Origin of the sequence: Paenarthrobacter sp. NyZ202 (genome assembly GCF_049860755.1) — a bacterium.
Classification (GTDB): Bacteria; Actinomycetota; Actinomycetes; order Actinomycetales; family Micrococcaceae; genus Arthrobacter.
Genome location: NZ_CP187556.1, coordinates 2,891,259 through 2,913,811 on the forward strand (window position 1 = coordinate 2,891,259; position 22,553 = coordinate 2,913,811).

General features: G+C 64.4%; 22 protein-coding genes. 11 read left to right on the plus strand and 11 right to left on the minus strand.

Annotated features, from left to right (window positions below; all coding sequences use genetic code 11):
* Positions 1 to 45: 45 nt before the first annotated feature.
* From ACPFL9_RS13415 to ACPFL9_RS13425, 3 genes are read right to left on the minus strand one after another with little or no spacing between them, the layout of a single operon-like run.
* Positions 46 to 474 carry an HIT family protein gene (locus ACPFL9_RS13415; RefSeq protein ID WP_426003249.1) on the minus strand — a complete coding sequence of 143 codons (429 nt, stop codon included), beginning with the start codon at positions 472 to 474 and terminating at the stop codon, positions 46 to 48.
* Positions 471 to 1,619 (minus strand): NAD(P)-dependent alcohol dehydrogenase, encoded by a 1,149-nt coding sequence (locus ACPFL9_RS13420; RefSeq protein ID WP_426003251.1) that lies wholly within the window; start codon positions 1,617 to 1,619, stop codon positions 471 to 473. The genes ACPFL9_RS13415 and ACPFL9_RS13420 overlap by 4 nt, the downstream gene beginning before the upstream one ends.
* Positions 1,616 to 2,533, minus strand: a complete 918-nt coding sequence (locus ACPFL9_RS13425) for a sulfurtransferase (protein WP_426003253.1) — start codon at positions 2,531 to 2,533, stop codon at positions 1,616 to 1,618. The genes ACPFL9_RS13420 and ACPFL9_RS13425 overlap by 4 nt, the downstream gene beginning before the upstream one ends.
* 135 nt (positions 2,534 to 2,668) lie before the next feature.
* Here ACPFL9_RS13425 and ACPFL9_RS13430 point away from each other — a divergent pair, with 135 nt between their 5' ends.
* On the plus strand, positions 2,669 to 3,760 hold the full coding sequence (locus ACPFL9_RS13430) for a PLP-dependent cysteine synthase family protein (RefSeq protein WP_426003255.1): 1,092 nt from the start codon (positions 2,669 to 2,671) through the stop codon (positions 3,758 to 3,760).
* On the opposite strand, the gene ACPFL9_RS13435 is transcribed toward ACPFL9_RS13430, so the two are convergent.
* Positions 3,757 to 4,437 carry an MBL fold metallo-hydrolase gene (locus tag ACPFL9_RS13435; protein ID WP_426003257.1) on the minus strand — a complete coding sequence of 227 codons (681 nt, stop codon included), beginning with the start codon at positions 4,435 to 4,437 and terminating at the stop codon, positions 3,757 to 3,759. The two genes, ACPFL9_RS13430 and ACPFL9_RS13435, sit on opposite strands and share 4 nt — an antisense overlap.
* A 94-nt stretch (positions 4,438 to 4,531) precedes the next feature.
* Between ACPFL9_RS13435 and ACPFL9_RS13440 the strand changes: the two genes are divergently transcribed.
* Entirely contained in the window at positions 4,532 to 4,999 is a 468-nt protein-coding gene (locus ACPFL9_RS13440; RefSeq protein WP_426003258.1) for a Fur family transcriptional regulator, read from the plus strand.
* A gap of 22 nt (positions 5,000 to 5,021) precedes the next feature.
* Here ACPFL9_RS13440 and ACPFL9_RS13445 read toward each other — a convergent pair whose 3' ends face one another.
* The 5 genes from ACPFL9_RS13445 to ACPFL9_RS13465 form a co-directional block, all read right to left on the minus strand.
* Positions 5,022 to 5,912 carry a metal ABC transporter permease gene (locus ACPFL9_RS13445; RefSeq protein WP_426003259.1) on the minus strand — a complete coding sequence of 297 codons (891 nt, stop codon included), beginning with the start codon at positions 5,910 to 5,912 and terminating at the stop codon, positions 5,022 to 5,024.
* Positions 5,913 to 6,728, minus strand: a complete 816-nt coding sequence (locus ACPFL9_RS13450) for a metal ABC transporter ATP-binding protein (RefSeq protein ID WP_426003260.1) — start codon at positions 6,726 to 6,728, stop codon at positions 5,913 to 5,915.
* Positions 6,729 to 6,921: 193 nt separating this feature from the next.
* Entirely contained in the window at positions 6,922 to 7,932 is a 1,011-nt protein-coding gene (locus ACPFL9_RS13455; RefSeq protein ID WP_426003261.1) for a metal ABC transporter solute-binding protein, Zn/Mn family, read from the minus strand.
* 139 nt (positions 7,933 to 8,071) lie between these two features.
* Positions 8,072 to 9,142, minus strand: a complete 1,071-nt coding sequence (locus tag ACPFL9_RS13460) for a hemolysin family protein (RefSeq protein WP_426003262.1) — start codon at positions 9,140 to 9,142, stop codon at positions 8,072 to 8,074.
* Positions 9,139 to 10,491 (minus strand): hemolysin family protein, encoded by a 1,353-nt coding sequence (locus ACPFL9_RS13465; protein ID WP_426003263.1) that lies wholly within the window; start codon positions 10,489 to 10,491, stop codon positions 9,139 to 9,141. The genes ACPFL9_RS13460 and ACPFL9_RS13465 overlap by 4 nt, the downstream gene beginning before the upstream one ends.
* A 504-nt stretch (positions 10,492 to 10,995) precedes the next feature.
* Here ACPFL9_RS13465 and ACPFL9_RS13470 point away from each other — a divergent pair.
* The 5 genes from ACPFL9_RS13470 to ACPFL9_RS13490 all read left to right on the plus strand — a co-directional run bounded on the left by ACPFL9_RS13470 (position 10,996) and on the right by ACPFL9_RS13490 (position 17,273).
* A complete protein-coding gene (locus ACPFL9_RS13470) occupies positions 10,996 to 14,790 on the plus strand; it encodes a multifunctional oxoglutarate decarboxylase/oxoglutarate dehydrogenase thiamine pyrophosphate-binding subunit/dihydrolipoyllysine-residue succinyltransferase subunit (protein WP_426003264.1) in 3,795 nt (1,264 codons plus the stop codon).
* 138 nt (positions 14,791 to 14,928) lie between these two features.
* The gene (locus tag ACPFL9_RS13475; protein ID WP_426003265.1) at positions 14,929 to 15,528 is read left to right on the plus strand and encodes a GDSL-type esterase/lipase family protein; all 600 of its coding nucleotides are present in this window, start codon (positions 14,929 to 14,931) and stop codon (positions 15,526 to 15,528) included.
* A gap of 103 nt (positions 15,529 to 15,631) precedes the next feature.
* Positions 15,632 to 16,483 carry a DUF4097 family beta strand repeat-containing protein gene (locus tag ACPFL9_RS13480; protein WP_426003266.1) on the plus strand — a complete coding sequence of 284 codons (852 nt, stop codon included), beginning with the start codon at positions 15,632 to 15,634 and terminating at the stop codon, positions 16,481 to 16,483.
* Positions 16,483 to 17,097: a PadR family transcriptional regulator gene (locus ACPFL9_RS13485; RefSeq protein ID WP_426003267.1), complete on the plus strand. Its 615-nt coding sequence runs from the start codon at positions 16,483 to 16,485 to the stop codon at positions 17,095 to 17,097. The genes ACPFL9_RS13480 and ACPFL9_RS13485 overlap by 1 nt, the downstream gene beginning before the upstream one ends.
* 101 nt (positions 17,098 to 17,198) lie before the next feature.
* A complete protein-coding gene (locus ACPFL9_RS13490) occupies positions 17,199 to 17,273 on the plus strand; it encodes a 50S ribosomal protein bL37 (protein ID WP_369299106.1) in 75 nt (24 codons plus the stop codon).
* 82 nt (positions 17,274 to 17,355) lie between these two features.
* Here ACPFL9_RS13490 and rsrA read toward each other — a convergent pair whose 3' ends face one another.
* Both rsrA and ACPFL9_RS13500 read right to left on the minus strand, forming a co-directional pair.
* Positions 17,356 to 17,616, minus strand: coding sequence for a mycothiol system anti-sigma-R factor (rsrA, locus tag ACPFL9_RS13495; RefSeq protein WP_426003269.1), 261 nt, complete (start codon positions 17,614 to 17,616; stop codon positions 17,356 to 17,358).
* Complete coding sequence (locus ACPFL9_RS13500; protein ID WP_426003270.1) at positions 17,613 to 18,410, minus strand: sigma-70 family RNA polymerase sigma factor; 798 nt, start codon at positions 18,408 to 18,410, stop codon at positions 17,613 to 17,615. Before ACPFL9_RS13500 ends, rsrA begins: the two co-directional genes overlap by 4 nt.
* Positions 18,411 to 18,574: 164 nt before the next feature.
* On the opposite strand from ACPFL9_RS13500, the gene ACPFL9_RS13505 reads away from it, so the two are divergent.
* Genes ACPFL9_RS13505 through hisN form a run of 4 tightly spaced genes read left to right on the plus strand, consistent with a single transcriptional unit; the run spans position 18,575 to position 22,455 of the window.
* A complete protein-coding gene (locus tag ACPFL9_RS13505) occupies positions 18,575 to 19,090 on the plus strand; it encodes a DoxX family protein (protein WP_426003271.1) in 516 nt (171 codons plus the stop codon).
* A gap of 6 nt (positions 19,091 to 19,096) precedes the next feature.
* Positions 19,097 to 20,470, plus strand: coding sequence for a 3-phosphoshikimate 1-carboxyvinyltransferase (gene aroA, locus ACPFL9_RS13510; protein ID WP_426003272.1), 1,374 nt, complete (start codon positions 19,097 to 19,099; stop codon positions 20,468 to 20,470).
* Between the two features lie 2 nt (positions 20,471 to 20,472).
* On the plus strand, positions 20,473 to 21,588 hold the full coding sequence (rsgA, locus tag ACPFL9_RS13515) for a ribosome small subunit-dependent GTPase A (RefSeq protein WP_426003274.1): 1,116 nt from the start codon (positions 20,473 to 20,475) through the stop codon (positions 21,586 to 21,588).
* A gap of 54 nt (positions 21,589 to 21,642) precedes the next feature.
* The gene (gene hisN, locus ACPFL9_RS13520) at positions 21,643 to 22,455 is read left to right on the plus strand and encodes a histidinol-phosphatase (RefSeq protein ID WP_426003276.1); all 813 of its coding nucleotides are present in this window, start codon (positions 21,643 to 21,645) and stop codon (positions 22,453 to 22,455) included.
* Positions 22,456 to 22,553 lie beyond the last annotated feature (98 nt).

A 22,553-nucleotide genomic window follows, 5' to 3' on the forward strand; every position in this document is an offset into this window, starting at 1 on the left:
CAACCCGGTGGTGCCTCATCGAGCACCACCGGGTTAAAACTGCGCTCAGTCTTCGGGGACGAACTCTTCGTGGCCGGCCGCCCGCAAGGCGGCGCGCAACTTGACCGCGGTCGCGTCCATCACCGCTGGATCAGGGTTGTGGTCGACGTTATGGACTTCGAAGTCAGCCGTGGAATAGGCCGGCCAGATGTGGACGTGCAGGTGTTCCACTTCGAAGCCTTCCACGAGCACACCCACGCGTTTGGCGTCGAACAGCTTCTCCTGCACCTGCGCGATGCGCTGTGCCACATCCATGACCTTCCCCAGCAGTTCCGGGCTGGCATGGGTCCAGGAGTCCACCTCCGTGCGCGGCACCACCAGGGTGTGGCCGGACGTGATGGGCGCAATGGTCAGGAAGGCCACCACGTCCTCGTCCTTCCATACAAAGCGGCCCGGGATATCGCCGTTGATGATCTTGGTGAACAGCGTGCTCATGCGTCTGCCCTTTCTGACGGTTGGTGGAGTGTTGCGGTGTCCAGCACGAATCGGTACTTCACGTCCCCGGCAACCATGCGGTCGTAGGCCTCGTTCAGCCGGGAGGCGTCCACTACTTCGATATCACTGGCAACGCCATGCCCGGCACAGAAATCCAACATCTCCTGGGTCTCCTGGATGCCGCCGATGAGGGACCCCGCATAAGCCAGGCGGCGGCGGATGAGGAGCCCGGGGCTGACCGGCGGCATGTCCTCCGCGGGAAGGCCCAGCTGGAACAAAGCACCCTCGAGCCGCAGGGTCCGGAAGTAGGGGTTGAGATCGTGCGGAGCAGCCACGGTATCGATGATGACATCGATGCTGCGGCCGGCAGCGTCCATGGCTTCCGGGTCCGTTGACAGGACTACGTGGTCCGCGCCGAGCTCACGGGCGGCCTGGAATTTGGTCTCGGACGTGGTGAACACGGTGACCTCGGCGCCCATGGCCTTGGCGATCTTGACCGCCATATGGCCCAGTCCGCCCAAACCCACAACGCCAACCGCATCCCCCTCTTCCACCTCGAAGTACCGCAGCGGCGAGTAAGTGGTAATTCCTGCGCACAGCAGCGGTGCGGCGGCCGCCGGGTCCAAGGCATCCGGTATGCGCAGGACGAACCTGCGGTCAACCACCACGGAGGTGGAGTAGCCGCCCTGGGTGATGGCATCTCCATTGCGGGGATCGGGGGCGCCGTACGTCCCCACGTTGCCCCGTTCGCAGTACTGTTCCAGGCCGTCCAGGCAACTGTCGCATTCCCTGCAGGAGTCCACCATGCAGCCCACTCCCACCCGGTCGCCGGGCGCGAATTCCGTCACGGCAGCGCCAACGCGCGTCACCTTGCCGACGATCTCATGGCCAGGCACCAGCGGATAGGGCGGGATGCGCCATTCCCCGCGGGTGGCGTGCACGTCCGAATGGCAGAGGCCGCAGAATTCGATCCCGATTTCCACGTCGTCGTCCTTGGGTTCCCGCCTCAAGACGGTCAGGGGCACCAGGCCGCTCCCAGGGGAGGTGGCGCCGTAGGCGGCTGCGAGGTTGGTCGCCACGGAGGGCGGGTGTTCGACCGTGATGGGTTTGGCAAGCGGCGGTGGTACGGGGCGTCCTGGCGTCATGGTTCGACGCTACCTCCGGCGCCTGTGGCTGTGCCAGTTTGCGGACGTCCCGTTCCGGCGATCGCCGGCTCGCCCTCGAATGGTTCCGGCCCTGTGGCCACAGGGTTGCCGGCGTCGTTGGACCACTGCGAGAAGGACCCGGGGAAAAGTGCGGCCTTGAACCCCGCCAGTTCGAGGGCCACGATCTGGTGGGCGGCCGTCACGCCGGATCCGCAATAAACCGCTACGGGAGTCTCGTCCGTGACGCCGAGCCCGGCGAAGCGGGCCCGCAGTTCCTCCGCGGGCAGGAAGGTCCCGGCCGCGGAGATGTTGTCGGTGGTCGGTGCACTGAAGGCACCGGGAATATGCCCCGCACGCGGATCAACCGGTTCCACTTCCCCGCGGTAGCGCTCCCCCGCCCTGGCATCGAGCAGAACACGGTCACCGTGCCAGTGGGCAGCCTCGTGCCCGCTGATCACCGGCATCCTGCCTTCAGCCAGCGTGAGATTCCCGACGCCGGGACTTACCTCGCCTGTTTCCAGCAGGTGGCCTTCCGCGCGCCAGGCGGACAGGCCGCCGTCGAGCAGGTAAACCGACGCAACCCCGGCGTTGCGGAGCATCCACCACACGCGGGCGGCAGCCATGCTGCCGCTGTCGTCGTACGCGACCACGGTGTCGCCCTCATTTATGCCCCACCGGCGGGCTGCTTCCTGGAAGCGGTCCGTGGACGGCAGCGGGTGCCTCCCCAGTGCGGGCTGCGCGTGGTCGGCGAGTTCCGTGGGCAGGTCCACAAACACCGCCCCGGGAAGGTGGCCCTCCAGGTAGCGTTCACGGCCATCGGTCCGGCCCAGGACCCAGCGGACATCGAGAAGCACAATGCGCTCCCCTGCCGCGAGCCGGCCATGCAGCCCGGCAGCGTCAATCAGCGGTGGCATTCAAACTCCTTGCGGTCGTTGGCGTTTCTTCACGTACTGCTCACAGGGTATCCGCGTCCCAGCCTAGTCCTGTCAGCAGCCGGCCGCGCGGGGTGTGACACCGGCGCACCTGCGTGCCGCCGGTAGGCTTTAGCGGTGAGCACATCGTGTATTCAGGACCGTCGCTGGGCAGACGAAGCCATCCGGAAGATCGAGGCCGAAAACAACCGTTCGGCGGACACGCACCTTTATGCGGTTCCGCTCCCCGCGCATTGGGGGGTCCAGCTTTACCTGAAGGACGAGTCCACCCACCGTTCCGGAAGCCTCAAGCACCGCTTGGCGAGGTCGCTGTTCCTGTACGGGCTGGTCAATGGCTGGATTACCGAAGGCACCACCATCGTGGAAGCCTCGAGCGGCAGCACGGCCGTGTCGGAAGCCTACTTTGCACGGCTCATCGGGCTGCCGTTCATTGCTGTCATGACCAGGACCACCAGCCCGGAGAAGATCGCCTTGATCGAGGAATTCGGCGGTGCATGCCTGCTGGTGGACCATGCATCGGAGGTTTACGCCGTCGCCGAAGAAACCGCACGGACCTCCGGCGGCTACTACATGGACCAGTTCACCTATGCCGAACGCGCCACTGACTGGCGCGGCAACAACAACATCGCCGAGTCCATCTTTGAGCAGTTGGCCCTGGAAGAACATCCGGTTCCCGAGTGGATCGTGGTGGGCGCCGGCACCGGCGGAACCAGCGCCACCATTGGACGCTACCTTCGCTACAACCGGCACCGCACCCGGCTTGCCGTGGTGGACCCGGAGAACTCCGCCTTCTATCCGGCCTGGCGCGACGGACAGGACGCATCACCCACCGGGCAACCCTCCCGCATCGAAGGCATCGGGCGTCCCCGGGTGGAACCGAGCTTCATCCCGGCCGTCATCGACCACATGATCCAGGTCCCGGATGCTGCCTCCGTGGCCGCCATGCGGCATCTGCGCAAACTGACCGGACTGCACGCCGGCCCCTCCACCGGCACCAACCTGTGGGGTGTGTGGCAACTCGTGGCCGACATGGTGTCCCAGGGCCGCACCGGCAGTATCGTTTCGCTCATGTGCGACGGCGGTGACCGGTACACCGGCAGCTATTACGACGACGGCTGGCTCGCCGGAAAGGGGTTGGATCCCACGCCCCACGAAGCCACGCTGGAGAGGTTCCACGACACCGGGATCTGGAACGGCCCCCGCGCCTAGACTTCCACGGACTCCCCGGGAGCGAGCCGCCTGTAGCGCGTGCCGTATTTGGCACCGATCCGGGTGACGTGGCCCTCCACGATTCCCCTGCCGAGTTCGTTGAGCAGAGCATCGTGGACCGGGAATGCCTGCGGCGCCCGGACCGAGATGACGAAGTCCACTACTTCCCCCACCTTGGACCACGGTGCGTGGATCGGAACCAGCAGGGTCTTGACCTCCATGGAATCGGGAACCACGAACGAGTCGCCGGGGTGGAACACGTTGCCGTCCACAAGGTAGCCGATGTTAGCCACCACTGGGATCTGGGGGTGGATCAACGCATGCTGTCCGCCATAGGTCTGCACCCGGAAACCGGCAACGTCAAGGGTGGATTCCGGAGCCGCTGCATGAATGCGGCCGGCCAGGGAACCTGCCCCCTCCCCGGCGTCTTGACCCGCTGCATCCAGCAGGGCGTTGACCACGGCCTGCGGAGCGTGCACTTCCAGGTCTTCATCCCTACGCAACGCTGCCAGGACCGCCGCCCGGTCAATATGGTCGTCGTGCTGGTGGGTGATGAGGACCGCCTGGGCTCCCGCCAAAGCCTCACCGGCCTCCGAGAACGTCCCGGGATCAATCACCAGGACGTTTCCCTGCTTTTCAAGCCGGACACAGGCATGGGTGTACTTGGTGAGCTTCATGATGACAGCCTAGGGTCGGCCCCTGACAGTTTCCAACCATCCCCTGCTGGTAAAATTGGGGTTTGCCAGCGTCACCAGGGAAGTGAGTTCTTCAATGCCACAAGGCACCAATTCCGCGACCACCGGCCCTTCGGCGCCGGCCACGGGCGGCGCCAGGGAGCAGCGCGTCACCAAGCAACGTCTCGCTGTCAGCGCTGCCCTGGACGAATTGGATGACTTCGTCAGCACCCAGGAACTGTACCGGTTGCTGCAGAACAAAGGCACGTCGGTCTCCCTGGCCACGGCGTACCGTATCCTCCAGTCGCTGGCAGACGACGGCCTGATCGATGTCCTGAGGAACGGCGAGGGCGAGGCCGTGTACCGCAGGTGCGCCGTTACGGGTCACCACCACCATTTGCTGTGCCGCAACTGCGGCAAGGCCGTTGAGGTGGAGGCCCCCGCCGTCGAGACCTGGGCTGCCCGTACCGCCACCGAACACGGCTTTACCGAGGTGGCCCACACCGTGGAAATCTTTGGTCTTTGTCCCGACTGCACGGCCCGGAAGGCGGCCGGCGGGCTTTAGGCCGCCTGCAGGCTCCGGGGGCTTAGAGTGCTCCCGCCGGCTGACCGCGGGACACCCGCCCGTTCAGGCCACGGTTCGCCCGCACTCGTCCGATGATCCTGCAGGCCACGTAGATGACGAACGACAACGTGGTGACGTAGGGGCTGATCGGGATCCGGCTGCCGAGGGCCAGGAGAATTCCGCCCACTGTGGCGGTCATGGCGAAGACGACGCTCAGCAACACCACCAGGCGCGGCGAGGTGGTGACCTTTAAGGCCGCGGCGGCAGGAGTGATCAGCAGGGCCAGCACCAGCAAGGCCCCTACGATCTGGATGGACAGCGCCACACTGACACCCAGCAACACCATGAAGCCGATGGCCAGTCCCCGGACGGGGACGCCCCGCGCCTCGGCCATCTCAGGGTCGACGCTCGCAAAGTCCAGCGGACGCCAGATGGCGGCCAAGGCAATCATCACTACCACGGCCGTGCCGGCCAGGGCCGTGAGCTGCACCGTGTCCACTGACACGATCTGCCCTGTCAGCAAACCGAACTTGTTGGCCGCGCGCCCTTCATAGAGGGCTAGGAACAGGATGCCCAGGCCCAGGCCGAAGGGCATGATCACGCCAATGATCGAATTCTTGTCCCGGGCGCGGACGCCCATGAAGCCCAGCAGCACGGCGGCGGCAACGGAGCCGACAAGGGAACCAAAGATGATGTCGGCCCCCACCAGCAGTGCGAACGCGGCACCGGCAAAGGACAACTCCGAAATGCCATGGACGGCAAAGGCGAGGTCCCGCTTCATGACGAAGGTTCCCACCAGGCCGCCGAGCAGCCCGAGCACCGCGCCGGCCCAGATCGAGTTCTGGACCAGGACCAGGAGCTCGGCGTAGTTGTCGAAAGTGAAGATGGTCCGGAGGATCTCACCGAGGTCCATTTAGAACTCCTCCCCGGCAGTTGCGTGGGCATCGTCATGGAAGTGCGTGGTTGCGTCGGGAAGGCCGACGACGACGATCCTTCCGTTCGCGTGGATGACCTCCACGTGGCTGTTGTACAGCTCCGACAACACTTCCGTGGTCATGACATCCTCAGGAGCACCAAGCCGGAACTGGCCCCCCGCGAGATACAGCACCCGGTCCACGTAGTCGATGACCGGATTGATCTCGTGGGTCACAAACACCACGGCGCTGTTCCGCGCGTGGCATTGTTCGTTGATGAGCGCGCTGACGCCCTGCTGGTGGTGAAGGTCCAAGGACAGCAACGGCTCGTCGCACAGCAGGACCTGGGGCTCGGTGGCGAGGGCCTGGGCAACCCTGAGGCGCTGCTGTTCGCCACCGGACAACTGCCCCAGCGGAACCTTGGCGTAATCCGAGGCACCCACGAGGTCAAGGAGTTCATCAACGCGCCGGTTTACCGTGCCGGAGCCGAGGCGCATGCCCCACCGATGACCGTCGATACCCAGGGCAACGAGGTCCCGTGCCCGCAGCGGCGTGTCCGGAGCAAAAGACTTCTGTTGCGGGATGTAGCCGATGCGCTTGCTTCCGCGTTCCGCGGGATGTCCCGCCAGCGTTACGCTGCCGGAATGGAGCTCCTGGAGGCCCAGCAGGACTTTGAGGAAACTTGTCTTGCCACTGCCGTTGGGCCCGAGGACGGCGAAGAACTCCCCGGGATGGATATCGAGGTCCAGGTCCCTCCACAGCGTCCTCCTGCCGAACTGCAGGCTGGCTCCGCGGAGGCTCACTACGGGTGTCAAAAGTTGTCCTCGATCCAAGCGCCCGTTGGTGCGCCGTTGTTGGTGCGATGGTGTTCGCGTTCAGTGATGGCCCACCCTGTGGTTGGGGCAAGAAGGTGGGGCAGGAAAAGGCCCCGCGGCCATCCCCAATATCTTAGGACTCCAGCGGGGCCTTCACCGCATAAGTGCGGGCATACTTTGCGGAACTGCGTGCCTATTGTGCCAAAGCGGCCGACAGGGACTCCACGTTCCCGCCCATCCACTGCAGATAGTCCTTGCCATCCGGGAGGGTCTCGGTGAAGTTGACCACGGGCACGCCCGCAGCCTCGGCGGCACGCTTGACGGATTCTGTCTGCGGCCCCTCGGTCTGCTCGTTGTAGGCGAGGAGCTTGACGCTCTTGGCGGAAACGAGGTCCGTAGTCTCCTTGAGGACGGCCGCGGGAACGTCAGTGCCCTCTTCGATGGCGGCACTGTAAGCTTCGGGGGTCTTGTTTTCAAGACCGGCAGCCTCCAGAAGGTACAGCGGCACAGGTTCCGTGATCGCCACCGGAGAAGCCTGGTGTGCGGCCTTCAGGGCGTCAAGCTTCCCGGTCAATTCTCCCAGCTTGGCCTTGAACGCATCGGCGTTGGCCGTGTAGGTGGAGGCGGATGCGGCGTCCAGTGAACCTAGCTTGCCGGCGATCGCGTCGGCAAGCTTGCCCATGGTGTCCAGGCTGTACCAGACATGCTCATTGAACTCTCCGTGGTCGTGCGTGTGACCTTCCCCGGAGTGGGACTCCTCCGTGTGGCTCTCGCCCTCCGGTGCCAGCCCGGAAACGTCCACGGCGCTGATCATGTTGTCGTGGCCGACCTTGGTCTCGTCTGCGATCTTATGGAGGAATTCGTCGTAGCCGCCGCCGTTCTCCACCACCAGCTTTGCCTTGGAGATCACCAGCTTGTCCTGGGCGCTTGCCTCGTATGAGTGCGGGTCCTGGCTGGTCTTGGTGATGATCGAGCTGACGTTGACCTTGTCTCCACCCACCGCCTTGACGATGTCACCGTAGACGTTGGTGGACGTGACAACCTCGATGGCGCCCGAGGACGACGCCGGGGAAGAATCACCCGCTCCTGCAGTTCCGGCGCAGGAAGAGAGCAACAGGGCAGCAAGACCGGCGGAAGCGGCCATGGACAGGCGGGCGGCTGGACGACGCACAAAGACCTCGGATCTACTCAAAATGAGAATCAAACACAATAACTGGCATGCCCAGTGTAGCGCTAAATAGGAATGATTCCTATTTAGCGCTCCACGTCAACGTTCAGGGGGAGCTACGGCACCGGCCGGGCGGCCGGTGCCGTTGGCGACGAACTCCTGGCGGGGCACGTGACTACTGGGCCTGCGCGCCGCCCAGGCGACGTATTCCCGTGGCCTGCGTGGCATCCCTGATCTCGCCCACCAATTGCTCAATCACGTCCTCGAGGAACAAGACTCCCTGCGTAGCTCCCCCCGGACCCACTACCCGGGCCAGATGCGAGCCGGTCCTCTGCATGACGGACATCGCCTCTTCGATTTCATCTTCGGGAGCGAGATTGGCCAGTGAGCGTATCCGGCCTTCGGCAATGGGGTGGCCGCGCCCTTCATCGGGGATGGACAGGATGTCCTTGACGTGCACGTATCCGGCGAGTTCGCCGTCGTCGTCCACTATCGGGAACCGCGAGAAGCCCGTCCGGCTGACCGCCTTCTCCAACTCCCGGGGAGTTGAAGCGGACTTCAGGACCACCAAATGCTCCAGCGGGACCATGATGTTGGCCGCCGTGTGTTCGGAGAACTCCAGGGCGCCGCTCAACAGCCCGGCTTCATCGTCCACCAGGCCGTGCCGCGTGGACTCCTGGACAATCGACTGGACTTCCTCCAAGGTAAAGGAGGACGACACCTCATCCTTTGGCTCGATCCTCATCAGCTTCAGGATGTGGTTGGCCAGCCAGTTCAGCGTCCAGATCACCGGGTTCACCACGCGGGCGATGAACATCAGCGGCGGAGCCAACAGCAGCGCAGCCTTGTCCGCCACGGAAACAGAGATGTTCTTGGGGACCATCTCACCGAACGTCACGTGCAGGAAGGTGACGAACAGCAGCGCGATCGCAAAGGCGATCACATCAGCCAGTTCAACAGGAATCCCTATCATCTCCAGCGGAGCCGCCAGCAGATGGTGGATCGCAGGCTCGGCTACCTGCAGGATCAGCAGGGAACAGACCGTAATGCCCAACTGGGCACACGCCAGCATGAGGGAGACATTTTCCATGGCCCGCAGCGTGGTTTGTGCCCTCTTTGACCCTGCCTCCGCCAGCGGTTCGATCTGGCTTCGGCGGGCCGACATGACTGCGAACTCGGCGCCAACAAAGAAGGCGTTGCCGATCAGCAGGACAACCAACCAGATAATTCCGGCCCAGTCACTCATACGGCACCTGCCTCATGGTGGTTGTCCCCGGCCCCTGCAGCTGCGTCGTCAGGTTCGGCCACGTGGTGGAAACTGATCCGGTCGATCCGCCGGCCGTCCATGCGCGTGACAGTCAACGTGCCGCCGCCGGCGTCAACAACATCACCGACCCTGGCGATCCGGCCCAGTTTGCTCATGACGTAGCCCCCTACGGTTTCGTAGGCGGACTCGTCCGGGACCTTCAGGTGGGGAATTTGTTCCGATACCTCGTCGGGCCGGAGGAGGCCCGGGAAATACCAGTCACCGGACGCGCTCTGGAGCAGGCCCGGGCGCACTTTGTCGTGCTCATCGGAGACCTCTCCCACGATTTCCTCCACCAGGTCCTCCAGGGTTGCGATGCCCGCGGTTCCTCCGTATTCATCCAGGACCACCGCCAACTGAAGGTTGCCCTCACGGAGTTCGGACAGCAGGGCATCCAGGTGGATGGTCTCCGGCACCCGGAGCACATCGGTCATGATGGCTCCGGCCTCAAGCTTGCCCCGGCGGTCGGCAGGGACCGCCACCGCTTTCTTGACATGCACGACTCCCCGGATGTCATCCGCCGAGTCACCAATCACCGGGAACCGCGAATATCCGGTCCGGCGCGCGGCGTCGAGAATATCGGAAACGGGCTGGCCCGCATCAATCGTTTCCATGCGGATGCGGGGTGTCATGACATCCGCGGCCGTCCTGCCGGAGAAGCTCAGGGTCCGCGCCACGAAATTTGCGGTTCCGGCGTCAAGCGTGCCGAGTTCAGCCGACCGCCGCACCAGGGACGCCAGTTCGGCCGGCGTCCGCGCGCCGGAAATCTCTTCCTTGGCCTCGAGCCCGAACAGATTCAGGACCTTGTTGGAGAAACCGTTCAGCACCACAATGGCCGGCTTGAACACAGCGGTGAAGATCAGTTGTGGCCGGGCAAGCGCCTTGCCCAGCGGGAAGGCCAGGGCTATGGCCATGTTCTTGGGTACCAGTTCGCCGATGAGCATCGACAGCAGGGTTGCAAGGACCATCGCCACCACCAAGGCCACCGAATGCGCTACCTCGGGCGCCAGGCCCAACAGGCCCAGGGGCCCTGAAAGGAGCTGCCCCACGGACGGTTCCATGACGAAACCCGTGAGCAACGTGGTGAGGGTGATGCCCAGCTGGCAACTCGAAAGCTGGGTGGACAGGGACTTCAGGCATTTCAGCAGCGGTACCGCCGCGTGGTCGCCGTCGTCGATGGCCCGCTGGACGCTTGATTGGTCCAGGGCCACCAGGGAAAACTCAACTGCTACGAAAAAGCCGGTTCCCAGAATGAGGGCGAAACCGGCTATCAGGAGAATCCATTCCATCAGAACATCACTCCGGAAACCGGAGCATGCCAGGAACGGGGCGCCTCCACCGCGGGACGATTGCCCGGCGGAGGCTGGTCGGGCCCCGTGGACGCGTGGTCCGCGGGACCACCGGCCTGGAGGGCAGGCGGGTGATGGGCATGTGAACGGGTGTTGCCGGCTCGGGGGGTACGTTCCGTGGGAATCGCAATGCGGTTCCCCTTGCAGTACCCAGGCCGGCACCTAGATTTACTGTCCATAAGGATTTCAGTCTACAGGCCACGCCTGTGCGTCCAGGCGTGGGGACAGGACGGTTTTTGACGTGCCGCCGCGGCCCGGAATCAAGGGTTTTCCCCTTTGAGAACCGGGCAACATGATTTAGGTCACCACTATTGGCAGTTAACCGACGATCCTAACTAGACTGGCAAAGGTCTGAGTTCGCGGGACCCGGACCCTGGTGCATCGTTGCGGAAAAGCAACCTTGGCCAGCGGGAAATCAACACTCATGGAAGAGGCGTATTTCAAGTGCCAGAGCAGCCCAGCCACCGTCTACCAGAGGAATTTGGCGGAAACGAGTGGCTCGTTGACGAACTGTACGAGCGGTATCAGCAGGACAAGAATTCGGTCGACGCCAAGTGGTGGCCGCTCTTCGAATCCTTTGACACCGGTGACGGCACTTCTTCCAACGGAACCTCCGCAGCCCCTGCCGCTGCCAATCCACCCACCCAAGTACTTCCCGTGGTAGCCCCGGCGCCCGCGGCTCCGGCACCGGCGCCGGCAGCCCCTGCGGCACCTCCCGCTGCCGCGCCGGCGGCCCCGGCCGCAGCGAAGAAAGCACCTGCCACGGTAGCCAAGGACGGAGCAAAGAAGCCCGTCGGCGGTAATGCCGCACAGCCGATCCCCGCCCAGCTTCCCCGGAGCACCAAAGCACCAACCGCGCCTGAAGAGGATGTCGTGTCCGTCCTGCGCGGCCCCGCCAAGGCGATCGCTTCCAACATGGTCACCAGCCTGGAAGTACCCACGGCCACCAGCGTCCGGGCCGTTCCGGCCAAGCTGCTGATCGACAACCGGGTGGTCATCAACTCCAACCTTGCCCGCGCCCGCGGCGGCAAGGTGTCCTTCACCCACCTCATCGGCTACGCCGTGGTCCGTGCGCTCTCCCAGTTCCCGTCCATGAACGTCTACTACGACGAAATCGACGGCAAGCCCAGCGCAGTCCAGCCCGCGCACGTCAACTTCGGCATCGCCATTGACATGCCGAAGCCCGATGGCACCCGCCTCCTGATGGTTCCCAACATCAAGAAGGCCGAGACCATGGACTTCGCTGAGTTCTGGCACACCTATGAGGACCTCATCAAGCGTGCCCGCAACGGCAAGCTGACTGCTGACGACCACGCCGGTACCACGGTTTCGCTGACCAACCCGGGCGGCATCGGCACCGTGCACTCGGTGCCCCGCCTCTCCAAGGGACAGGCAGCCATCATCGGCGTCGGCGCCCTTGATTACCCGGCCGAGTTCCAGGGCGCGAGCGAAAAGATCATCGCCCAGAACGCCATCAGCAAGATCCTGACACTGACCTCCACCTATGACCACCGCGTCATCCAGGGCGCAGGCAGCGGCGAATTCCTGAAGCTAGTCCACCAGCTCCTGCTGGGCGCGCAGAACTTCTACGACGAAATCTTCGAAGCCCTGCGCATTCCGTACGAGCCCGTCCGCTGGAGCCCCGACCTCCAGGTGGACCCGGCCGACGAGATCAACAAGGTGGCACGGATCCAGCAACTGATCCACTCCTACCGGGTCCGTGGCCACCTCATGGCCGACACCGATCCCCTGGAATACGTCCAGCGCAAGCACCCGGACCTTGACGTCCTCACCTACGGCCTGACGCTGTGGGACCTCGACCGCGAATGGCCCACGGGTGGCTTCGGCGGCAAGCCGCAGCTGAAATTCCGCGACATCCTCGGCGTCCTCCGCGATGCTTACTGCCGCACCACCGGCATCGAGTACATGCACATCCAGGAACCCGCCGAGCGCAAGTGGTTCCAGGACGAGCTGGAGCACCCCTACTCCAAGCCGAGCCGCGAAGAGCAGCTCCGCATCGTCTCCAAGCTCAATGCGGCCGAGGCTTTCGAAACCTTCCTGCAGACCAAGTTCGTCGGCCAGAAGCGCTTCTCCCTTGAAGGTGGAGAGTCGCTGATCCCGCTGCTCGACGCCGTCATTTCCGACGCGGCCGACGACGGACTGGACGAGGTCGCGATCGGTATGGCCCACCGCGGCCGCCTGAACGTTCTCACGAACATTGCCGGCAAGACCTACGCCCAGGTCTTCCGGGAGTTCGAAGGCACCCAGGACCCGCGCTCCGTCCAGGGCTCGGGCGACGTGAAGTACCACCTGGGCACCGAGGGCACGTTCACCTCGGACAACGGGAAGCAGACCAAGGTCTACCTCGCTGCCAACCCGTCCCACCTCGAAGCCGTGGACCCGGTCCTCGAAGGCATCGTCCGCGCCAAGCAGGACCGCCTGGACCAGGGTGAGTCCTTCCCCGTCCTGCCCATCATGGTGCACGGCGACGCCGCCTTCGCGGGCCAGGGAGTTGTGGCGGAAACCCTCAACCTCTCCCAGCTGCGTGGCTACCGCACCGGCGGCACCATCCACGTCATCGTGAACAACCAGGTCGGCTTCACCACCGCTCCGTCCTCTTCGCGTTCGTCCACCTACTCCACGGACGTCGCCAAGATGATCCAGGCTCCGGTGTTCCACGTCAACGGTGACGATCCCGAAGCCGTGGTCCGCGTGGCCCAGCTCGCTTACCAGTTCCGCCAGCGGTTCCACAAGGACGTTGTCATCGACATGGTGTGCTACCGCCGCCGTGGCCACAACGAGGGCGACGACCCCTCGATGACCCAGCCGCTGATGTACAACCTGATCGAGGCCAAGCGCTCGGTGCGCAAGCTGTACACGGAATCGCTCATCGGCCGTGGAGACATCACCGAGGAAGAAGCCGAGCAGCTGCTGCGCGACTACCAGGAGCGCCTGGAGCGGGTCTTCGCCGAGACACACGCCGCGCAGACCTCTCCGATCCCGATCATCACCGCGGACTCCGCTGCCGTGTCGGATATCGAGCGGCCCATTGCCCAGCAGTCCGATTTCGGAACCAACTCCCCCACGTCCACCGCCATCTCGGCAGAGACGCTGGCACGCATCGGCAAGGCCCACCTGGAGATCCCGGAAGGCTTCACCGTCCACTCCAAGCTCAAGCAGCTGCTGGAGAAGCGCGAACAGATGTCCCGTGAAGGCGGCATCGACTGGGGCTTTGGCGAGATCGCTGCCTTTGGTTCGCTGATCATGGAAGGCGTTCCCGTACGCCTGGCAGGCCAGGACTCCCGCCGCGGAACCTTCGTCCAGCGTCACGCCGTCTTCCACGACCGTGCCAACGGCAATGAATGGCTGCCCTTGGGCAACCTTTCGGACAACCAGGCCAAGCTGTGGATCTACGACTCCCTGCTGTCCGAGTACGCAGCCATGGGCTTCGAATACGGCTATTCCGTGGAACGGCCGGACGCTCTGGTCCTCTGGGAGGCCCAGTTCGGCGACTTCGTCAACGGCGCCCAGACCATCATCGATGAATTCATTTCCTCGGCCGAGCAGAAGTGGGGCCAGCGTTCATCGCTGGTGCTCATGCTCCCGCACGGTTACGAGGGCCAGGGACCGGACCACTCCTCCGCACGCATCGAGCGTTTCCTCCAGCTGTGCGCCGAGGACAACATGATCGTGGCCAACCCCACCACCGCGGCGTCGCACTTCCACCTGCTCCGCCGGCAGGCCTACAGCCGGCCGCGCAAGCCGCTGATCATTTTCACGCCGAAGCAGTTGCTCCGGTTGAAGGGCGCAGCCTCTGCCGTGGAGGACTTCACCACCGGCGGCTTCAAGCCGGTCATTGGCGAGCACGAGCTCGAGCCCGGCACGGTGGATCGCGTCATCCTGGTTTCCGGCCGTCTGTACTACGATCTCCTGTCCAACCGGCAAAAGTCGGGCGACACGTCCACGGCGATCGTCCGTGTGGAGCAGCTCTACCCGCTCCCCAAGGCCGAGATCGAAGCCGAACTGGCGAAGTACCCGAACGCAGACATCGTGTGGGCCCAGGACGAGCCCGCCAACCAGGGTCCGTGGCCGTTCATGGGCCTGAACCTGGCTCCGCAGCTGGACCGGAAGGTCCGCCTGGTGTCGCGCCCGGCGTCGGCGTCCACGGCAGCAGGCTCCATGAAGCGACACGCTGCCGAGCAGGACATCCTGATCAAGCAGGCGTTCGAGCGCAAGTAACACCAAAAACTGCCCGGCTGGGGTGCGGTTCCGCACCTGCAGCCGGGCAGTTCTGTTTAATGGGACAGAAACCCGGTTCAAGAACAGGCGCTGATCCTGATGCCGTGCAAGGACCGTAACGAGTGTGAAGAGGTAACCGTGGAAGACAGGAAGCTGCGCATTGCAGCTGTTGGAGATGAACTGCTGGCAGGGCTGGGAGATCCCCGGGCGCTTGGTTGGCTTGGAAGGGTCCTGGCACGGACACCCCAGGATTCAGTCGTGGTGGAAAGCTTCTCCCTCCCCTGCCCCATGGAAGGCACGGAGGGCCTGGCGACACGGTGGCAGGACGAAGCCGGCCGGCGCTTCAGCGACACCCACGAAAACCGGCTGGTCATAGGTCTCTCAGGGCGCGACGTCGAGTTCGGCCTGTCCACCGCCCGCAGCCGCCTCAATCTCGCCAACATCCTGGACGGCGCCTCGCACAGCGGTGTCGAGGTCTTCGTCGTCGGCCCGCCACCCACCCTGGACCCGGCCCGCAATAAGCGCCTGGCCGAACTGAACACAGCCTTTGCCGATGTCACGACCAGGAGGAACCACCACTACGTTGACACGTTCTCTCCACTGCTCAACCATGAGCAGTGGAGGACTGACCTCGCAGCCAATGGCGGCACACCGGGACAGGCCGGTTACGGATTGATTGCGTGGCTGGTCCTGCACCGCGGCTGGTTCCAGTGGCTTAACATCGCCCAGCCGGAGTAGCAGCCAACCGCGCCCTACCCTGGTCAGCGCCGTCCATTGCCATCGGTGCCATCGCGATATATCGTGTTTACATCAACGCGATATATCGCAACCTGGAGGGATCATGTCAGACGAGCTATGGACTGTGACGGGCCCGCAAACCATCGATGTGGAGAACGTCCGCTCACTCAAACTCGGAATCGTCAAAGGCCGGTTCGACGTCGTAACGCACGACCAACCCTTCGTGAGGATCGAAGTCAGCGACGTCACCGGCGACCCCCTGACCGTGACGTTGGTCAACGGCCGCCTCGAAGTCCGGCACCAACTGCAGGGACCGCAGGGGTGGTTCAAGAACCTCATGGGGACCGTCAACAACTCCAGCACCAACACCGCGGTGGTCGGGATCGCCCTGCCGCCCGGCGTCGTTGTGGAGGCGGGAACGGTCAGCGGCGACGGAATGGTGTCCGGCCTCACCGGCAACATCCGGCTCAGCACCGTCGCAGGCTCCGTGATGTCCGACCACACGAGCGGCGAACTGCACGTCAACACCGTCAGCGGCGAAGTCATCGTCAGAAACCACGACGGCGTCCTGACCGCCAAGAGCGTCTCCGGCGAAGTGACGGCGTCGGGCACGTTTTCGAACATCCGCGCCAACACCGTCAGCGGCGACCTCACCTTTGACCTCCAGGACTTCACCCACGACTTTGGCGCCAATTCGGTGTCCGGGGACCTCACCGTCCGCCTCCCCCATGATGTGGGACTGGATATCTCCGCCAAGTCGGCAAGCGGCGCCGTTGTCATTGACAACCAGGTGTACAACCAGCCGGGAGGCAACGTGAACACGATCGTGGGGCCCGACGGGAAACTGATGCTGGTCCGGACCAACACAGTGTCCGGCAAAACCCACATCATGCATGCGCTGGCACCTGCCCCGGGGGAGCCAGGGTATCCGGTCCCCGGCGAAGCAGGCCTCTGATGCCTCCCGTCTTCGCGCACGGTGCGTTGCGCTTGTACCTCCTGGCCCTTCTCGAGTCGGGCCCACGGCATGGGTACGAGCTCATCAAGGCGCTCGGCGACAGGTTCGGGGGCACCTATTCGCCCAGCGCCGGAACCATCTATCCGCGTCTGGGCAAGCTGGAAGAAGAAGGGCTTGTAGCTACGGAGTCGGAAGGCCGGCGGACCAAGTACCTCATTACCGAAGCAGGCCTGGCGGAGCTTGACCGGCGGAGGGAGGAACTGGCCGGCGTCGAGGACACCATCTCTGCCTCTGTCCGTCGTCTGGCGGATACCCTTCGCGAGGATATCCGCGCTAATATGCGCGGACTGCGTGCCGACCTCGCCGCCACGGCAGAAGCGGCAAGGACCCAGCCCGGACCCGTTTCCTTCCAGGCCAGGACCCGGAGTTATTCAGCCGAAGGCCAACAGATGCTCAAGGAAGCCGAACTCATGGTGCAGTCCTTCCGTGACGACATGCGTGTGGAGCTACGCCAACACAGCGCCGGGCAGGAACTCACGCCCCTGGTCCTGGAGACCATCAGGGCCGTTCTGGACCAGGCCCGCATTTCCATCAGGAGTTCACTGCGCAGCTAGGCCGGAAGACCCGGCCGGGGGCCGGTTCGCCTGCGAACGTGCTGATGTGCGAAACTGGAGGGCAGCTCTATTGAGTATCAAAACATTTAAGGAGGCCAGCTATGAGCAAGCGTGCACGTAAGCGTCGTGACCGTAAGCGTGGCGGCGCGAACCACGGCAAGCGTCCCAACACCTAAGCCAACGGCTTAGCGTCAAGGCTTAAAGCAAAGGCCCCGGAAACCAGCAGGTTTCCGGGGCCTTTGGCGTCCAACCGGCAGCTCAGGCGTCCACGGTCTTGATGGAGTGGATCCTGTCCAGGATGGAGTTCTTGAGGTTTTCCGGGGCAGACTCGGTGCAGGAGCGCTTGACCATGGTGCGGATCAGGCATTCGAGGTCATACTGCTCGGTGCACTCTTCGCAGGAGTCCAGGTGCTCCTTGATGTCTTTCAGGTCCTCGCGGGTCAGTGCCCCGTCCAGGTATTCGTAGATGCGCTGCATCCGCGTGTCGTCGCAATCGCCCAATCCCTGGCAGTCGCTCATTGCTCTTTCTCCTGATTTTTGCTCCCGGCCGCAGCCTGGTCTTCTGTGTGGGCGCTGAAGCCCCGTTCTGCGGCGTAGTCCGCCAACATATCCCGAAGCATCTTCCTGCCGCGGTGCAGACGCGACATGACGGTACCGATCGGGGTATTCATGATCTCTGAAATTTGCTTGTACGCATATCCTTCGACGTCCGCGAAGTAGACCGCCAGGCGGAACTCCTCCGGGATGGCCTGCAGCGCGTTCTTGACGTCGGAGTCAGGCAGGTGGTCCAAGGCCTCGGCTTCGGCCGACCGCAATCCGGACGACGTGTGGGACTCCGCCTTGGCCAACTGCCAGTCCTCGATGGTGTCCGAGTTGGACTGCAGGGGTTCCCGCTGCCGTTTCCGGTAGAGGTTGATGTACGTATTGGTCAGGATGCGGTACAGCCATGCCTTGAGGTTGGTCCCCGGCTTGTACTGGTGGAAGGCCGAAAATGCCTTGGTGTAGGCCTCCTGCACGAGGTCTTCCGCGTCGGAGGGGTTCCGGGCCATCCGCATCGCCGCAGAGTACAACTGGTCGACATACTGCATGGCGTCCCGCTCGAAGCGCTCCCGCCGCTGTTCAACAGTTTCGGTAGCAGGATCGACGTCGGAAGCCACCGCGACGTCGTCGTCCGCTTCGGCTGCCTGGTACATGGCCGCTGCGGCCGGTTCAATGGTGCTCATCGAAGCCAAGTCTACTGTCAGCCGCGGGGAATCAGGCTGTCTGGTCCCGCCGGACTCCAGTAGGCCTGCCCGGTCCTTCACCAAGGTCAAAAAACCAACTCCGTTCAGCGAAGCGGCATCACGCTGCCGCAGCCCGGCCTCCACCGCGCCTGTTGTTCACAACGGCGGCCGCTGGGTAAATATTCCGCAAAGGTGCAAGACTAGACCAGACTGCACCCCGTGACACTTGTGGCAACCCATCCAGGAGGCAAGACATGTCAGTTATCCGGTTCCTCGCCCGCCCCATGCTCGCAACCAGCTTTGTCGTGGCAGGTTTGGACAAGCTCAAGCACGCTGACGACACTGCCCGGCAACTCTCCCCTGTCCTGCGGCGCGCCTCCGAGTCCTTGCCCTTCCCCGCGGACGAGAAGGTGCTGGCCCGGGTCATCGGCGGAGCACAGTTGGGCGCCGGCGCCCTGTTGGGCCTGGGCAAGCTGTCCCGCTTTGCGGCCACCGTCCTGGCCGTGACATCGGCGCTGAACACTTTCGTGGAGTGGCGTTCGGCGGACATCAGCACCAAGGAAGGCCGTACCGCACGCAAAGCACAGCTGCTCAAGAACATATCCCTGACCGGAGGCGTGCTGTTGGCCGCCGTCGACACCGCGGGACGGCCCAGTCTTGCCTGGCGGGCAGAGCACCTGGCGGCGGACGCCCGGAAGGTCACCGGCAAGCAGATCAAGCGGGCAGACAAAGCCGTACGCAAAGCCGTCGATAACGCAGTTGGAGCATAAGGAAGCATGACAGGTACCACCGCAGCACACCCGGGGCCGGCAGGCTCCGCCCCTGCATTGCCGCTTTGGGCGGCTCCGTTTGCACAGGCACCCGTGGACGCCACCGTCACGGTACCGGGGTCCAAGTCCCTGACCAACCGTTTCCTGGTTCTCGCGGCCCTGGCCGACGGCCCTTCCAGGCTCCGGGCACCATTGCATTCGCGTGATTCGGTGCTCATGATCCAGGCGCTCAGGCAATTGGGTGCCACAGTCACTGAAGTACCCGGCGACGGCGACTACGGACCTGATCTCGAGATCACGCCCATGGACCAGGCGGCGTCGGGCACAGACACAGCCATCGACTGCGGACTCGCCGGAACCGTCATGCGATTCGTCCCTCCGCTGGCCGCCCTGCGGAAGGGCACGACCCTCTTCGACGGTGATCCCCACGCCCGCAAGCGGCCTATGGGAACCATCATCGAAGCCCTCTCAGCGCTCGGGGTGCCGGTGGGCACGGAAGGCGGCAGGACGCCGTCGGCCCTTCCCTTTACTGTGGCAGGCACCGGAGAGGTGCGCGGGGGCCACCTGGTGATCGACGCGAGTGCCTCTTCCCAGTTCGTGTCCGCCCTGCTGCTTGCGGGGGCACGTTTCACTGAAGGCCTGCACCTGGAACATGTGGGCAAACCCGTACCAAGTCTCGACCACATCGCCATGACGGTTGCTGTGCTCCGGAGCGTCGGTGCCAGGGTCGATGATTCCGTTCCCAACCATTGGCGCGTCGAGCCCGGACCCATCCGGGCCTTCGACCAAAGAATCGAGCAGGACCTTTCGAACGCCGGCCCGTTCCTGGCGGCAGCACTGGCGACCCGCGGAACCGTGCGGATTCCCAACTGGCCATCCGAAACAACCCAGGTGGGCGATCTCTGGCGGAGCATCCTTGCGTCGATGGGTGCGCAGGTCACCTTGGACCACGGCACGCTGACCGTGACCGGCGGTCCGGACATCAAGGGGGGCGATTTCGACGAGACCAGCGAACTCGCACCAACGGTGGCCGCCCTGTGCGCTTTGGCGTCGGGACCATCCCGCCTGACGGGTATTGCCCATCTGCGGGGCCATGAAACCGACCGGCTGGCTGCCCTCGTCGCGGAAATCAACCGCCTGGGCGGTGACGCCGAAGAAACAGCGGACGGCTTGGTCATCCGCCCTGCCCCGCTTCATGGCGGGGTGGTCCACAGCTACGCGGATCACAGAATGGCCACCGCAGGAGCCATCCTGGGCCTCGCCGTCCCGGGCGTCCAGGTGGAAGACATCGCCACCACGTCCAAGACCATGCCCGACTTTCCGCTGATGTGGGAGGCCATGCTGCAGCAGGGCGAGGGCACCAACGGAGCCAGCGCCTGACCATGGCCCGCGACGCACGCTCCTGGGACGAGTCCGACGTCCGGATCCGGCCCAACAAAAAAGGTTCCCGGCCCCGCACCAAGGACCGCCCCAGCCACGACGACGCCGTGATCGGCCGGATCATCACGGTCGACCGTGGCCGCTATACGGCCGTGGTGGCCGAAGACACCCCGCAGGAACGGACGGTCATCGCCGCCAGGGCCCGCGAACTTCGCCGGTCCCCTGTGGTCCCCGGTGACTTCGTGGCCCTGGTCGGCGACGTCTCCGGCGGGCCGGACACGCTCGCCCGGCTGGTCCGCGTAGAGGAGCGCAGCACGGTCCTGCGGCGCAGCGCCGATGACACCGACCCCATTGAACGGGTGGTGGTGGCAAACGCCGACCAGCTGGTGGTTGTAGTGGCCGCGGCCAATCCCGAACCCCGGACCGGTTTCATTGACCGGGCCCTGGTGGCCGCATACGACGCAGGTATTGAACCACTGCTGCTCGTCACCAAGGCTGACGTCAAGGATCCGTCTGAGCTGCTGGCCAATTACGTGAGCCTGGACTTCCCCGTGATCATCAGCCGTACGGCGGACGCAGCCGCATCCGGCATCGATGCCCGGTCGGATGACGGCCTGTCAGCCCGCCTGGACAGCGAAGCCGTGGCAAGTCTGCGCAGCCATTTGGACGGCAAAGTCACGGTCATGCTGGGTCACTCCGGCGTCGGCAAATCCACCATGGTCAACGCCTTGACCGGTGCCGAACGCGCCACAGGCGGCGTCAACGCCGTCACGGGCCGCGGGCGCCACACCTCGTCCTCGGCCCTGGCGCTCAAGCTCGCCGATGCCCCGTCCGGCAGCTGGATTATTGATACTCCCGGCATCCGGTCCTTCGGCCTGGCCCTGGTGGATCCGGACCGCATCCTGCATTCGTTCCCGGACCTGGAGCCCGGCACCGACGCCTGCGACCGCGGTTGCAAGCACGACGCCGGGGCGGTCAACTGCGGCCTCGATGCGTGGGTCAACGAGGGCCACGCGGGTCCCTCCGGTCCGGCCCGGCTGGCATCACTGCGACGACTCCTTGGCGCAGACCCCAGGCTGGAGGCCAAGGAAGCCAAGGAACTGGGAACCGTCAACTAGCCAGCGGGCTTCACGTCCCGCTGCGGGGGAACGTTTCACGATAAGTTTGGTGGCATGACCCAACCCGTTTCCAGCTACAACGACGACCTTCGCCTTGCCCATGTCCTGGCGGATTCAGTGGATGCCCAGACCATGGACCGCTTCAAGGCCCTGGACCTGCAGGTCGAAACCAAGCCAGACCTCACTCCGGTCACAGATGCCGACAAGGCCGCCGAAGAAGCAATCCGCGGCCAGTTGTCCCGTTCCCGGCCGCGGGATGCTGTGCTGGGTGAGGAATTCGGCAGCACGGGTCACGGCTCGCGGCGCTGGATCATCGATCCGATCGACGGCACTAAGAACTTTGTCCGCGGAGTTCCCGTCTGGGCCACACTGATTGCCTTGGTTGACGAGGGGGAGCCAGTGGTGGGGGTCGTCAGCGCTCCCGCCCTGGGCAAACGTTGGTGGGCTGCAAAAGGGATGGGAGCCTACACCGGCCGTTCCCTGGCGTCGGCCACACGGCTCAAGGTTTCCAACGTCTCGCACCTGGCCGATGCCTCCCTGTCCTTCTCGAGCCTGTCGGGTTGGAAGGACCGCGGAAACCTGGAGGAGTTCCTGGGCTTGACGGAAGACGTGTGGCGCACCCGCGCGTACGGGGACTTCTGGTCATACTGCCTTGTTGCCGAGGGCGCGGTGGACATCGCCTGCGAACCGGAGCTCAACCTTTACGACATGGCGGCCCTGGTCCCCATCGTCACCGAGGCCGGTGGCCGGTTCACCTCCCTTGAAGGTGAGGATGGCCCCTTCGGTGGCAACGCCCTGGCGACCAATTCGATCCTCCATTCCGAAGTCCTCAAGCGCTTGAACCCCGAGGTTGACGACCTCCTCTAGCAGCTAATGCCACGGTTGCCACCTGGCAGCCAAGCAGAATTTTCGACGGCGGATGCCACCTTTCGGGGGCATCCGCCGTCTGTTTGTTCGGCAAATCG

Coding starts and splice junctions, on each gene's coding strand:
- ACPFL9_RS13435 (WP_426003257.1), bottom strand. CDS start 4,437: ATGAAGCTCACCAAGTACACCCATGCCTGTGTCCGGCTTGAAAAGCAG.
- rsgA (WP_426003274.1), top strand. CDS start 20,473: ATGGCCCGCGACGCACGCTCCTGGGACGAGTCCGACGTCCGGATCCGG.
- ACPFL9_RS13505 (WP_426003271.1), top strand. CDS start 18,575: ATGTCAGTTATCCGGTTCCTCGCCCGCCCCATGCTCGCAACCAGCTTT.
- ACPFL9_RS13425 (WP_426003253.1), bottom strand. CDS start 2,533: ATGCCACCGCTGATTGACGCTGCCGGGCTGCATGGCCGGCTCGCGGCA.
- ACPFL9_RS13485 (WP_426003267.1), top strand. CDS start 16,483: ATGCCTCCCGTCTTCGCGCACGGTGCGTTGCGCTTGTACCTCCTGGCC.
- rsrA (WP_426003269.1), bottom strand. CDS start 17,616: ATGAGCGACTGCCAGGGATTGGGCGATTGCGACGACACGCGGATGCAG.
- ACPFL9_RS13460 (WP_426003262.1), bottom strand. CDS start 9,142: ATGAGTGACTGGGCCGGAATTATCTGGTTGGTTGTCCTGCTGATCGGC.
- ACPFL9_RS13480 (WP_426003266.1), top strand. CDS start 15,632: ATGTCAGACGAGCTATGGACTGTGACGGGCCCGCAAACCATCGATGTG.
- ACPFL9_RS13445 (WP_426003259.1), bottom strand. CDS start 5,912: ATGGACCTCGGTGAGATCCTCCGGACCATCTTCACTTTCGACAACTAC.
- ACPFL9_RS13420 (WP_426003251.1), bottom strand. CDS start 1,619: ATGACGCCAGGACGCCCCGTACCACCGCCGCTTGCCAAACCCATCACG.
- hisN (WP_426003276.1), top strand. CDS start 21,643: ATGACCCAACCCGTTTCCAGCTACAACGACGACCTTCGCCTTGCCCAT.
- aroA (WP_426003272.1), top strand. CDS start 19,097: ATGACAGGTACCACCGCAGCACACCCGGGGCCGGCAGGCTCCGCCCCT.
- ACPFL9_RS13440 (WP_426003258.1), top strand. CDS start 4,532: ATGCCACAAGGCACCAATTCCGCGACCACCGGCCCTTCGGCGCCGGCC.
- ACPFL9_RS13415 (WP_426003249.1), bottom strand. CDS start 474: ATGAGCACGCTGTTCACCAAGATCATCAACGGCGATATCCCGGGCCGC.
- ACPFL9_RS13465 (WP_426003263.1), bottom strand. CDS start 10,491: ATGGAATGGATTCTCCTGATAGCCGGTTTCGCCCTCATTCTGGGAACC.